The 12,333-nt window shown below is 57.2% G+C and carries 9 protein-coding genes, 3 tRNA genes and 3 pseudogenes; 11 read left to right on the top strand and 4 right to left on the bottom strand.

What is annotated here, in order from left to right; genetic code table 11:
• Nucleotides 1-27: 27 nt before the first annotated feature.
• The 11 genes and pseudogenes from ACTYOL_RS10250 to ACTYOL_RS10200 all read left to right on the top strand — a co-directional run.
• Nucleotides 28-237 (top strand): annotated as a pseudogene (locus ACTYOL_RS10250) (type VI secretion system Vgr family protein); the annotation flags it as partial.
• A gap of 306 nt (nt 238-543) precedes the next feature.
• Entirely contained in the window at nt 544-1,479 is a 936-nt protein-coding gene (locus ACTYOL_RS10245) for a DUF6708 domain-containing protein (RefSeq protein WP_444757859.1), read from the top strand.
• A gap of 91 nt (nt 1,480-1,570) precedes the next feature.
• Nucleotides 1,571-1,834: a PAAR domain-containing protein gene (locus ACTYOL_RS10240; RefSeq protein WP_444757858.1), complete on the top strand. Its 264-nt coding sequence runs from the start codon at nt 1,571-1,573 to the stop codon at nt 1,832-1,834.
• Nucleotides 1,835-1,851: 17 nt separating this feature from the next.
• A pseudogene (locus ACTYOL_RS10235) lies at nt 1,852-3,420 on the top strand (type VI secretion system Vgr family protein); the annotation flags it as partial.
• Entirely contained in the window at nt 3,417-4,340 is a 924-nt protein-coding gene (locus ACTYOL_RS10230; protein ID WP_232233456.1) for a DUF4123 domain-containing protein, read from the top strand. The pseudogene ACTYOL_RS10235 and the gene ACTYOL_RS10230, both read left to right, overlap by 4 nt.
• Nucleotides 4,333-7,323, top strand: coding sequence for a T6SS effector BTH_I2691 family protein (locus tag ACTYOL_RS10225; protein WP_444757857.1), 2,991 nt, complete (start codon nt 4,333-4,335; stop codon nt 7,321-7,323). The genes ACTYOL_RS10230 and ACTYOL_RS10225 overlap by 8 nt, the downstream gene beginning before the upstream one ends.
• 1 nt (nt 7,324) lies before the next feature.
• Nucleotides 7,325-8,218, top strand: coding sequence for a hypothetical protein (locus ACTYOL_RS10220; protein WP_200603612.1), 894 nt, complete (start codon nt 7,325-7,327; stop codon nt 8,216-8,218).
• Entirely contained in the window at nt 8,215-8,472 is a 258-nt protein-coding gene (locus ACTYOL_RS10215; RefSeq protein WP_153773043.1) for a PAAR domain-containing protein, read from the top strand. Before ACTYOL_RS10220 ends, ACTYOL_RS10215 begins: the two co-directional genes overlap by 4 nt.
• 608 nt (nt 8,473-9,080) lie before the next feature.
• Nucleotides 9,081-9,566, top strand: a complete 486-nt coding sequence (locus ACTYOL_RS10210; RefSeq protein WP_444757856.1) for an autoinducer binding domain-containing protein — start codon at nt 9,081-9,083, stop codon at nt 9,564-9,566.
• A 269-nt stretch (nt 9,567-9,835) separates the two neighbouring features.
• Nucleotides 9,836-10,137: pseudogene (locus tag ACTYOL_RS10205) on the top strand (conjugative transfer ATPase); the annotation flags it as partial.
• A gap of 248 nt (nt 10,138-10,385) precedes the next feature.
• Nucleotides 10,386-11,072 carry a DsbA family protein gene (locus tag ACTYOL_RS10200; protein WP_444757855.1) on the top strand — a complete coding sequence of 229 codons (687 nt, stop codon included), beginning with the start codon at nt 10,386-10,388 and terminating at the stop codon, nt 11,070-11,072.
• A 288-nt stretch (nt 11,073-11,360) separates the two neighbouring features.
• Here the strand turns inward: ACTYOL_RS10200 and ACTYOL_RS10195 are convergent.
• From ACTYOL_RS10195 to pgsA, 4 genes are all read right to left on the bottom strand, one after another.
• Nucleotides 11,361-11,436, bottom strand: a tRNA-Gly gene (locus tag ACTYOL_RS10195).
• A gap of 4 nt (nt 11,437-11,440) precedes the next feature.
• Nucleotides 11,441-11,516: transfer RNA gene (locus ACTYOL_RS10190), tRNA-Glu, on the bottom strand.
• Between the two features lie 92 nt (nt 11,517-11,608).
• Nucleotides 11,609-11,684: transfer RNA gene (locus tag ACTYOL_RS10185), tRNA-Gly, on the bottom strand.
• A 64-nt stretch (nt 11,685-11,748) separates the two neighbouring features.
• Nucleotides 11,749-12,309, bottom strand: a complete 561-nt coding sequence (gene pgsA, locus ACTYOL_RS10180) for a CDP-diacylglycerol--glycerol-3-phosphate 3-phosphatidyltransferase (RefSeq protein WP_054892720.1) — start codon at nt 12,307-12,309, stop codon at nt 11,749-11,751.
• Nucleotides 12,310-12,333 lie beyond the last annotated feature (24 nt).

Raw genomic sequence — 12,333 nt, 5'->3', positions numbered from 1 at the left:
ATCTCGAACGGCGAACAAGGATTGCTTATGCCTAGCCAATCTGAATTGCGTTACAGCTTCCAGCCACTCGTTGGCAAAGCAGAATTCGAAGTGGTTTCGTTCACCCTCAAGGAGGGCATCAGCCAGCAGTTCACGCTCGAACTTCAGCTGGTCAGCTACGAAAACGACATAGACTTCGGCCAGTTGCTCGACAAGCCCGTGCTATTCAGCATCTGGAATGGCAAACGTCCCGTGCGCTTGTCGAGCCACAGCACCCGCGTAGAACAAGCGCTCGATACCTACGACGATGTTGTCTGGGGCCAGGCGTTTGCGTCGCAGGTCGCCTAAAGAAATATTAAAACCATTCAAAGACACAGACACAGAGCTGGAAAAATTATACCAAGCCGTCCAAGCGGAAAATCAAATGTACTTCATAGAATGGATATTGTGGCTCATGCAGACTTCGCCTACACACAGCGAAGTCTGGAAAACAAAACTTGAGAACCACCTAAACCACCCAAACACAAAAGTTCGAAACTCCAAACGAACTCGTCCAATCTCCCTATGAGTTCGACCCCATCCGCTAGCGCAGAAGGCTCCCTCTATAGCTACAACAATATATATATCGAACTGGCCGCAGGTGCCTCTCACGCACGCCGCGGGCTGATTACTTACCTCACCCTTATGACGATCTATCTTGCATCCGGACTAACATACGTGACAGTGCTCTCAAATACAGTATGGATCACGGGGGCTTTTTACTGGGGAGCCAAACAAGCCAATACTGACGATTACATTTTCGGGATCTTCATGATCTCCCTAACATTAATTTCAATTCATCTAATTCTTAAATACTCAAAAAAAATCATAAGGTTAGAAAATTTCGTCCAACGCCGACTCCTAATTAGATTCAATCGGATAACGCGCCAAGTATACCTTCACCGTCCGAAGTTCGCTGGTGGAATCACGGTCTTAGACTGGGACCAAATTACACCTCCAGCGGGGCTGGACCAAGAAGAATCAACTAATACGGGCCGTCAACTTACCCTACTCTGGGAACCCTCCACTACCGGACTCCCCAACCTCCACTTTATGTTTGTGGGCAAAATTGCTGACGGCACCAGCGATATTGCCAACCTGTGGGAATTCATTCGTCTCTATATGGAGGAAGGTCCGCTATCGGTACCCCCACCAAAGAAGCTGCTGAGCAAGATTCCCTGGCCCTGGCAATCGGTAATGGCATCCTTTAGCTTCTTCAGACCTTTATGGCGCAACGGACTGCGTAAACAGGTCGCCTGCTGGGTCATATTGACGTCCCCTGCATTGGCAATACATGCCTTTGGCCATTGGTTATCTCTGTTGCCATGTTGGGAGCCACGCTGGCCGCGCATCATCCGCGAAGCTGGCTTACCCGGAAAACCTGTTCCCCCGTTCTCCACCGCGGCTGACTGGCCACCTCTGCCACAAGTAGACCCCAAACAGAAAGCGCACAAGAACTGAATGCCTTAGCAAGGCTGGGCTACAAGCGCATAAATCCGTAGAGGCACAAACACTCCCCCCAAAAGCCACTTACTCAAGAACAGGAGCCATCATGGCCAAGCCCTTCATCACCGTCGGCGATAGCAGTGACCACGGCGGTACTGTCCAGACCGCAACGACGGGTTTCAATGTCAACGGTAAACCCATAGCAGGACACGGTGACACGCTTTTGTGTCCCACTCATGGCGCTGTAACCATTCAGGCTCAAGGAAACGGTATGAAAGGCAACGGCAAGACATCTGCTCGCGATGGCGATGTTGCGACGTGCGGAGCACGCCTGCAGGCATCAGAGAAGTGGGTGACCTGGCAGTGCTGAAGCACTTGGCACGTGCCGAAGACGAAGGTTTCTACGAAGACGATGAGCCGGTAGATCCCAACACCGTCCTCTATCAATCCAGCAGCGGTGGCGACCAGCCAATTCCCTGTCTGCGCCGCTTGAACTACAGCGAACAGGTGCGCACGGCACGCCAGGTGCAACGCGACCACACCTTCACCAACCCGGCCTACCGCCAGGAACACCGCGCCTCTGGCCCCTTCCTGGAGCATCAGTCCAGCGAGTACGAGTACTTCGACTATCCAGGCCGCTACAAGCGCGATGTCGTAGGTAAACCGTTCACTGAAAACCGCATCACGGCCCTGCGTCACGATGTCCGACTGGCGCAAGTCGAAGGTGATGACGTACGCCTGCAACCGGGCTTGAGCTTCACGCTGACCGGACACCCACGAGCCGACCTCAATGCGCACTGGCGAGTGAATACGGTCATTCACGAAGGCACCCAGCTCACCAGCCTGCAGGAAGAGGCCACCAGTATCGATCAAAGCACACGGTACGAGCAGACCGCCGTGCTGATCCCCGGCCGCACCGAATGGCGCCCTGCCCCTCTGGCAAAGCCGCGGATCGACGGCCCGCATATGGCTACCGTGGTCGGGCCGAAAGGCGAAGAGATCTATTGCGATGAGTGGGGGCGGGTCAAGGTCAGTTTCCCTTGGGATCGCGAGAGCGAGAACAACGAGTTCAGCTCCTGCTGGGTACGCGTCTCTCAGGGATGGGCCGGTGGTAGTTGGGGCTCGATGGCCATTCCGCGGATCGGTCAGGATGTGATCATCCAGTACGTCAACGGTGACCCCGACCAACCCATGATTACCGGGCGCACTTACTGTGGCGATCAACTGCCACCGTACGACCTGCCCGACCACAAGACCCGCATGACCATCAAGAGCCAGACTCACAAAGGGGATGGTTTCAATGAACTGCGCTTCGAGGATGAGTTGGGGCGGCAGGAGGTGTTCATTCATGCCGAGCGGGATCAGAACAATGTGGTCAAGCATGATGAGACGACACAGATTGGAAATGATCGCAAGGAGCAGGTCGAAAACGACGAGTCCATCCTGATCGGCAACCATCGCGACAAGACCGTCGGTAACGACGAGCGAGCCACAATTGGCAATGACGCTTTTCTGAAAGTCGGTCGTAACCAGACAATCACCGTTGCCAAGGACCGTGTTGAAACCATCGGTAATCATTGCCACCAACAGATCACTGCCAATCATCACACCCGCATCGGCGGCAACCTGGAGCAGCAAGTTGAAGGGCACGCCGAGCTGGAGGCCAGTCTTGAAATCCGCAGACGCACCCGTCGCTACGATCTGCGTTCAACGGAAACTGTGCTCATTCAAGGGCCTGGTGGCTCCATCCGAATTGACGAGACAGGCATCACCCTGGACGGCTCGACCATCCATATCAACGGACAACTAATCAAATCGCCAGGCGGCAACACAAATCCCTTCTCCATCGCCAGCGACTTCGTCAGCGGCAAACCGCTCGAGCGCCTATGCGGACGCCGCGCAGATGGCACGTGCCCCTTGCCCGATTGCCGCTGCATCAAAAGGCCAAGCCAATGAGCACCGCGCTTCTGCAGCCACACGGCAACGGCAATGTCGCCTGCGACTGCCAATTTTTGCTGCTCATGACCAGTACACTCGAAGACTGGGCGTATCGCCCCATTCCCCAGGAAGGCGAATGGATGCCCGCCTATGCCCCTTCGGTACTCGACCTCATCCATAACATCAGCCGAAATACCCCGCACGCATGGCCATGGAAGCGCAGCGCGCTGGATAACCAGCACGATTTCGGCCCTCTGCTGGTAAACACCTCAAAAGCACCTGAGCTCCGCACCTATGCCATGGAGACCTGGATGCCCATCGGCGGTGCCATCGCGCTGGACGCTGAAGTTGACCTCGAAGTGCTGATTGGCCACCTCACCAGCCTTGTGCAAGTCACGCTCCCGGACCAGGGCGCCGCCCTGTTTCATCTCAAACCCGATCATCTCTCAGCCTGGCTGGGTGCGCTGGATGAACGCAACCGCGAGCTCTGGCTGGGGCCCATCTCTCGGCTGGCATGGCGAACCAACTGGGGCCCCGCCCACCAGTGGCAGGCGCTCGAACGCCGACCGACGGCTGCACGCTCGATATCCGACCCGGCATTGACCCTTGGCGCACATGAACTGGAGCGGCTGCAGGCAGGCCTGCACGAGCACTTCGTCCTCTCATTGGCACACGAGGTATTGGCCATGCCGACCTACACGACCCGTACCTTGCCCGAAATCCGCCGCTGGATAGAAACCCTGCTCCCGCAACTCAAAGCGCTCAATTTTCGTGACGAGGACGTTGCCGGCCAGTTCATCCGGATGACGGCCAAACACATGTCCATCATCAGCGATGACCAGGCCGGGGAGATCTACACCAACCTCGAAGAATCGCCCCAAGGGCGCCTTCGGCAACTGCAAGCGCTGATTGACAGCAAGGAGCCCCTTCATGACTGACGCTTCGGTTAGCAGTGCCACTGCCGGCCCCGCCTGCAGCCCGCGCGTTCCAATCCTGCCGGTGCGCTACGCGATCGTGCCCCGTGCCGCCGACACTCCTGCCTACCTGTATACCGATGCAGGCTTCAAGCTGGAGCAGGGCCTGCCCCCGCTACGGCATTGCGCCTATACGCTGCGGGCCCTGCGCCCAGGATACGTCTACGTGTTCATGAAAGGCTCTCTGGGCGAAAAGCTTGTCATTCATGAATACGACGGAGAAGGGAATTACAAAGAGTTGGGCTACCAGGGATTAGAGAAATACCACCGCCGCAACCGCTATCGTTCCGGCAAAACCATGGCTTGGGTTTGGGCAGATACCTGCCAGGAGTCAGCCAGGGAAGTGTGGATCGGTTACAGCCCCCACTTGTGGACCAACGCTACCACCGCCCGCATCAGCGCTTCGCCCGCCCTGCGTAAACGGCACATGCGCCTGCTGGACATGGCCGAGCTGGTGGCCGGCAATCAGGCCCCCTCCTCCCAGCCCCATATATTGCCCCTCAGCGCATTGCAGAACTGGGTCGAAGACTTCAAACAGGCCAATCGGCGCATGCCCCTGACCTGGAGCAGCCACCCAGTCGCCGATACCTTGCCGGTCGGCACGCTCAGCGCAGCGGCTCGGTATTATCCGTGGTCGCAGCCAAAAGTACCGGTGGTGGTGGCACTCGCTGACGCCGAAGGCATGGCCCTGGACCTGAGCCTGTCGGTTTCGGCGTACCAGCACCAACTGCGCGACCTGATGCCTGCCGAGCAACTGGAACACACACAACCCGCGCAAAGCCCAGAGCAACAGCGGTTACCGTCCTGCTTCAAGCTGGACGTGGAGCAAGTGAGCCCTCAGAGCCGCGACTTTCACCATCGCAACTTGGTGGCCATGCTGCTGAACAAGACGTTGGAGAGCCTGTACCCGGCAGATGCGCCTTCGCCGCAGTTGGTCGGTTTTAGGTTGAAGCCAACCCGCGACAACCCTGCCCACTCACCCGCCGCGGCACGCTACCTGGCCCTCACCCACGAAGATTACTCCGCCAACGGGGCACGCCTGGGCCTGCGCATCGATACTGAAAAATACCTGCGGTTCCTCGACGAGCGCGATGCGCTTGATCAGCGCATGGCGCACCTGCGTGACCTGGCACTGCAAGCCAGCCATGATCACGACACCTGGCTGGCCACTGCAGAGGCTGAGCACATCGATGACCCTTATAGCCTGGCTGCCGCCCTGGCCTGCTATGACCGCGACGATCGCACTTCCGCCCGCGGGCTGGAAATCATCCTGGCGTTGCTGATTCTGCCCATGAGCCAGCCAACCCCCGGGAGCGAAGATCAGGACCCACGGTTCAGGCGCCTGGAGCAGTGGCTCGATCAGCACGACAGCCCGCTGTACACCGCCCTGGCACCGTTCAACCCGTTCAAGGACAAAGCCGATGCGGTCGGCGGCCTGTTGGGCGCCGCCGACAACGTAATCGAAGGATTGGCCGACCGCTTCCCGGCAAGCGCCGGCATCACCGAACTCACCGCACAGTCGGTCAGCACCGTGGTTCTCAAGCGGCTGCGTGGCACTACCCGCTGGGACACCAGCCATGGTCTGCGCCAGCAAGTGCTGGCGGCAGCGCGTGAGGCCAATGCCGAGAAGGTATTGGGATTGTTGGCGGCGCGCTACCAGATCACCGATCAGGCCATTCGGGATAACCCGTTCAGCCAAGCCGTAGAACAGTACTTGAACAAGGGCATGGCCCAGGTTGAAGAGATGAAGCAACTTCGCATCTCGGGCAGCCGCACGGTAGCGATCGAGTTGACCACCACTGCGCACATGAAACCCAACTTTATTGGGTTGCTTACATCGGGTAGTGGCGGAGCTTTGAACGCGGGGATGCTGTGGTTCAACGTGATTTCACTGAAAGCAGCTTATAACAGCCTACAGAAGAGTTCTGCCCCGGAATACACACTGGGGTTTGCGTCGTCAATATTTGGTGTGATCGGTGCGGCTGCAGCGACGTTGGTTAGCGTCCGGGCCACCCAAAAGGCAGTGATGATGAGATTGCGTCCGACAGCGCCGGGAATGGCATTTGGCAACGGAATTACAAGTTTCTTGAGCAGCAAACTCTTTGCGCGATTAGCAGGATATCCTGCAATAGGTTTTGGCTTTTTCTCTGATAGCGCCAAGGCGTGGCGGCAAAACGAAAATGGAAACTCTTCTGCCGCAGCGTATTCATTCACTGGTGGAGTAAGCATGGCTGTCGGCGCTGCTGTCATCCTTGACGCAGGCCTTGCAGCTTCGATGGTTGCGTCGTCAGTCCCGTATGTAGGATGGATCACTGCTGCTTTTGTACTTTTAGGAACAGCGATAATCGGAGGGGGGCTCTACCTCCATGCCAAAGCACAGGAGCATTTACATAGCCCCATTGAGCTATGGGCTGCACGCAGCATGTTCGGAAACAGGATAAATGATGGTGAAATTCATGCCGATATTATTTTAGATAACAATAAAAAACTGCCAGCATTTAAATCTATATTTACAGAAATCAAAGCTTGGTACGACGAGCATTATACACCCAAGCTTCTTTCATCTGAGCAGGCCACATCGCTCGGCGTAAATAACATGGACAGCAAGTGGCATGAAAACAGTCATTGGACGCCACCTGACTGGGCAGCGATCACACAAAATAAAGTAACAACACCGCAGCCAACCGCGGAGTTCACAGTATTTTTACCGGGCTTCGTAATAGGTGTCAGTGAATGGTCGGCGAGCTTAAACAGCTTTGGTGAGGGCGAAGAAACGTATGTATTCCCAGTCGACCCCACCTGCCACATCATAGACGCCGGTTTGATATTGCATTTCAAAAAAACTCTTTCTACCCAGAATCATGCCTCGCTACACCTGACCTACCGCGTCAATCAAGGAGTATACGAAGGCACTGAGATCAATAAAATTTTCCGACTTGAGCGCTGATATGACAACTCTATGGGCATTTAAATACAACTCAAATTCAGGATACGAACCCACCATTCGCGGACAGTTCGCAAGCGTGTCAAACAGCACGTTATGCCTGCGCAACCCGTGGGTTGCAGACTGTGTATTCATGGGAAAACTATTCTGCGCAATCATCATCGCAAGCATAATCAGTCTATATCCTATTCTTCTATCCATCGAAACATGGAACCCCCACACACTTAATCCTCCATTGATAATCGGAACAGCACTTGCCCCCTTTGTATTCCTACCATTTATTTTTTTTCGAATATACCTAATTAAAGGCCTATCCAATTTTTACCTCAACCGAACAACTCAAAAAATACACTATCGACGCTTGAGCAAGATATTAGTTTTCGAGTGGTGCAACACTGAAGGTGGCCTTATGAAGCGCACCGAGTTCGGCGGCTCATCCTTCACCACCAGCTATGCACTCGCCTTCGCCCCCCGCCGTGCAGACGGCAGCCTCCACCAGAAGGACTGTCTGTGGGTCGACAGCAATGAACCCACCGAACCCGACATCAGACACGTCGCCGAAGTCTGGGAATACCTGCGCCATTTCATGGACCACGGCCCAGACAAACTACCGCCACCTGGTGAACCTAACTGGTGGCACCGGCCACTGCACGCCATCTGCCTGACCCCGGCAGAAGCCTGGCGTCATTACGCCCCTTGGCGAACCGGGGAGCCCGGTGAACTCCAAGGCAAGAAAAACTGGCAACTGCCATTCTGGGCCGTGCTGTTCCCCTACAACCTTACAGTCGCCATCTGCTGGTATGGCGTCTGCCGGCTGTTCAACGTCCGGGCTGCGCCGCCACCGCCAGAGGCGTTCGAGGAAGCACCTGCGCAGCCATACAAAAGGAAGCGTAAATGAAACCCATCGTCCTCGTCGGCCACGCTCATGACTGCCCACTTCATGGCGCAGGGACGGTAGAAACCGGCGCAAGCGCAACATTCGTGGATGGCAGAGCCGTCGCACGCGTAGGCGACCGGATCAGTTGCGGGGCTGTGATCGAAAGCGGCGCAAACTGCACGCTCATCGAGGGCCAACCAGCAGCCAGGGAAGGAGACACTACCAGTCACGGTGGGACTCTGGTCGAGGGGGATTCAAGTTGGCTTGTTGACTAGCTTTAGGGAGCGGATATCAGGCCAATCGGCCCTGCATTTGGCCTGCCCATCGGATTGAATGCCACACCCGCGCCGTGTCGCCGATGCTCGAGGCATCCGCACCCACTCGTGGGGAGTTTTCACAGGCTAGGCTCTGTATGAAAAACCTTGATACTCGGTGATGCTGCGTTGAAAACAGCCTGGTGCGCCAGCCCGGTCGGAATGCTCATTTACAGCCCGTGAAGTCGAGCGCGACCCCGGCCGTTCCTCGGCTGTTTTCGCCTTGCCTGACCTTCGTCTCAAGGCTTTTCATACAGAGCCTAGTGTCAGAGGACTCGGCTTCTGCGGACATTCATCCATGCGCTCAAGCAAACAAGACTGGGAGACCAACGAAGACGCGCCGCTGTTTTATGCACCAAAGGTCTACCGCTTGCGAGGCACCGAGACGCCCCAATGCCGAGCCGTCAAAAAAGAAATCAGGAAAAACCGAAAAACGGAAGTAAACGTTATGTTTACTTCGCAGCGCATGTTTCCACACTATAGTTGAGCGATACCCTAGCAATTTGGGCTGCGGTTCCGCCCACTGCCCGCAGTAGCGCCAATCAGGAGCAATCCTACAAGGAGGTTCGATGCTCGACCGAACAGCGGAGGACTGGCAACGCCTGGGCCACCTCCCGACGCTACTCGAAGCGCTGCCCGCGCTCGTTGGCCAACTGGGATTCCGCTACTACAGTTTCAGCTTTGCAAGCTGCACGCATGCGGTCACCGCAGGCAATTTGTTATCGGGCTCGGAAGCGATTATTCAGGCCGCGCTGGATTTGCGACCCCATCACCTGCAGGGCTCAAACATCCCGTTGATATGGGAGCCCAAGGCCTTCGCTGCAGCGCCCTCGCTGTGGGCCCAGGCCCAGCGTCTCGGTCTTCGTCACGGTTGGCTACAGCCTTTGCATGAAGGCGCTGCCCACAGCTGCCTGGCGCTATTGCGGCCTCACGTCAGCGTGTCTACTGCAGAGCATTATCAGAACGCAGCAACAGCGCTCTGGCTAGGTGAATTCCTCCACCGCACGGCATCGCAAAGCGATGCAGCACTCAAGCCCAATCGCGGGTGCGTTTGAACACCACGCATACACAAGCAAGGTAACGGCGACAGGAAACCACGTCTCCCAAGGCAGGCAACGACGCTCGTCACCTGGACTTGAGATGAGGGGCGAACACGAAGCCCTATTGCTATGTGCAATCCTCATCAACGTGCCGAGCAGCTCAGGAACGCAAGAAACTCGTTGTAAGCTTCTTACCCAACGCTCCGGCGGCGGCCTCTCCGAGCAACGCTGCGTTCTCTGTTTCAAGCGCCGTAATAAGGTGCCTGGCCTCACCGCGATCTATCCCCCGGCTGTTCATCGTCGAAGCAGGCAACTCGTTCGGCCTGTTCGGCGACTTCACTGGCGTCTGGGCTTGAGCATGAGCGGGTCAAACTGTCAGCAGGTGCCGGCGCCTCCCTGGCCTCTTCGCCGACGCCCGACGAATGGTCGCCCACCCGTGGTCAAGTGCAGACCCTCGACGCCGATAGCTTGGTTGGACTGGCCGAGGCCGGCAAGCAGCGCAATCTTCTCGGCGAACTGAAACCGGACCGACCGCAGTCTGATTCGACAGTGCATCCTCGATGCCGCTCATAGCTGTTCAGTCGAGTAGCGCAGCGTGCTGACCGGGGACGTTCGCAATGCGCTGCGTAAGTCGATGGAGCTGCTGTTGCGCACCTCTTCACCCAGCCTTTATCTCGCCCTCGCAACTACGGAACCCAAGGAAAAAGCCACACGTCATACCTTGATGCAGCAACACGGGCTCTGTGAGCTGGACGCGGCTATACGCATGACCCAGCAGATCGATCAGGCCCGCGGCACCGAACCTCTGCACTTCGACGTGCCAGGAGAGGCACCGTGCTCAAACGGATGAGCAAGACCAACACCCAATGGGCACTGAGCTGGTGTGCCCTGATCGTCCTTGTCGTACTGCTGTGGCAGCCGTTTCACGCGCAGATGACCGACAAGCCCGGCGGCCCACCCTGGATCTACGGCAATCCCGAGGCCCGGTTTACCGTGGCGCTCTACGCCGACCTGGAGTGCCCACATTGCCAGGTGTACCTGCCCCAGTTGCAACGCTGGGTCGTCACCAACGATCACGTCAACCTGGCCTGGCATCATCTGCCACTACCCCAGCACGAGCCCGCCGCCAGCCGCGAGGCCGCGCTAGCCGAGTGCGCAGGTCAGCTGGAAGGACGCGAAGCGTTCTGGGGCGAGGTGCCGTGGGTATTCCTGCACACCCAGGGCAATGGCCTTGGACTGCCCAGCGACACGAAGTACCCCAAGCACTCCCCCGCCCTGCAGACCTGTCTTGAAGGTCAGGAAATAGCTCAGGTGGTGCAGGCGCATCAAAGGGATGCGCAGCGCTACGGATTGAATGTCACCCCTGCCCTGCGCCTGATCGACAATCACAGCCAGCAGATCCTGACCTTGCGCGGTACCGTCGAGCCCGATGCCCTGCTTTCGGCAATCGACCTGCTGGTCCCGCCCGAAAGCCCAAACACCGAAATGCCTGCTAACACAGTCAGCGAAATGCCCAGGTAACTCATCGAGGGACGAAACCGGGCTCTTCTCCAGCTCGGGCGCCTTGAGCAAGGCACGGTATAGCCGCGTCCCCGCTCGATTCTGGCAAGCATGTCGAGCAGATAGTGGCGCTTGATGGTGTAGATCGACAAACAGCGACGGCGCAAACCCGGATTTCATGGCTAATCTCTGGACTAAAAAGTCCGGATGCCCATGGATGGGAGTGGCTTTGACTGAAACGAAAAAAGACGCCGAAGCGTCTTTTTTCAAGGACCTACAGACTTCCATGGAACTCTGTAGATCGATATTTGGAGCGGGAAACGAGACTCGAACTCGCGACCCCGACCTTGGCAAGGTCGTGCTCTACCAACTGAGCTATTCCCGCAAAATGGCGTCCCCTAGGGGACTCGAACCCCTGTTACCGCCGTGAAAGGGCGGTGTCCTAGGCCACTAGACGAAGGGGACATACCCAGCGCTTTTCAGCGCACCAGCTATAAAGCCTTGCGGCTTGCACTGGATTTATTTCCCAGCCCTGCCTCAGGCAGCACCGTGAAAATTGGAGCGGGAAACGAGACTCGAACTCGCGACCCCGACCTTGGCAAGGTCGTGCTCTACCAACTGAGCTATTCCCGCGTCGTGATGGGTGCCATTCTAGCGAACTGCCAGGGAAGGTCAACCCCTTGATTCAAAAAAAGTTTTACTTCTGCTCGGAGCCTTCGCGCAGGTGCGGCCAGGCCGCCAGCAGGTAATGCACCATCGACACCAAAGTCAGGCCTGCGGCCACCAGCAACAGCCCGTAACCGAGTGCGACCCAGAAGGTCAGCACCGGCGGATTGCCCAGCAGAATGACCAGCGCCAGCATCTGCGCGGCGGTCTTCCACTTGCCCAGGTTCGACACCGCCACATGCGCCCTCGCCCCCAGCTCGGCCATCCACTCGCGCAGAGCGGATACCACGATCTCACGCCCGATGATCACTGCTGCGGGCAGCGTCAGCCAGAAGTTGGCGTGCACCTGCACCAACAGCACCAGCGCCACGGCAACCATCAGTTTGTCGGCGACAGGATCCAGAAACGCCCCGAACGGCGTGCTCTGCTGAAGACGACGGGCCAGATAGCCATCGAGCCAGTCAGTTGCGGCGGCGATGGCGAACACGCTGCTGGCGGCTACGTAACTCCAGTGATAAGGCACGTAGAACAGCAGAATGAAGATCGGGATGAGCAGGACGCGTAGAACGGTGAGCAGGTTTGGAATATTCATCGGTACGACTGGCTGCGAGTTGAA

It is taken from the genome of Pseudomonas sp. A014 (assembly GCF_052378495.1).
Lineage (GTDB): Bacteria > Pseudomonadota > Gammaproteobacteria > Pseudomonadales > Pseudomonadaceae > Aquipseudomonas > Aquipseudomonas machongensis.
The sequence above is the reverse complement of the archived record's forward strand: the minus strand, read 5'-3'. Positions and strand labels throughout refer to the sequence as shown.

Bases quoted from the DNA above. Each gene is read 5' to 3' on its own strand.
- ACTYOL_RS10220 (WP_200603612.1), top strand. From the start codon at position 7,325: ATGACAACTCTATGGGCATTTAAATACAACTCAAATTCAGGATACGAA.
- ACTYOL_RS10210 (WP_444757856.1), top strand. From the start codon at position 9,081: ATGCTCGACCGAACAGCGGAGGACTGGCAACGCCTGGGCCACCTCCCG.
- ACTYOL_RS10240 (WP_444757858.1), top strand. From the start codon at position 1,571: ATGGCCAAGCCCTTCATCACCGTCGGCGATAGCAGTGACCACGGCGGT.
- ACTYOL_RS10230 (WP_232233456.1), top strand. From the start codon at position 3,417: ATGAGCACCGCGCTTCTGCAGCCACACGGCAACGGCAATGTCGCCTGC.
- ACTYOL_RS10225 (WP_444757857.1), top strand. From the start codon at position 4,333: ATGACTGACGCTTCGGTTAGCAGTGCCACTGCCGGCCCCGCCTGCAGC.
- ACTYOL_RS10245 (WP_444757859.1), top strand. From the start codon at position 544: ATGAGTTCGACCCCATCCGCTAGCGCAGAAGGCTCCCTCTATAGCTAC.
- ACTYOL_RS10215 (WP_153773043.1), top strand. From the start codon at position 8,215: ATGAAACCCATCGTCCTCGTCGGCCACGCTCATGACTGCCCACTTCAT.
- pgsA (WP_054892720.1), bottom strand. From the start codon at position 12,309: ATGAATATTCCAAACCTGCTCACCGTTCTACGCGTCCTGCTCATCCCG.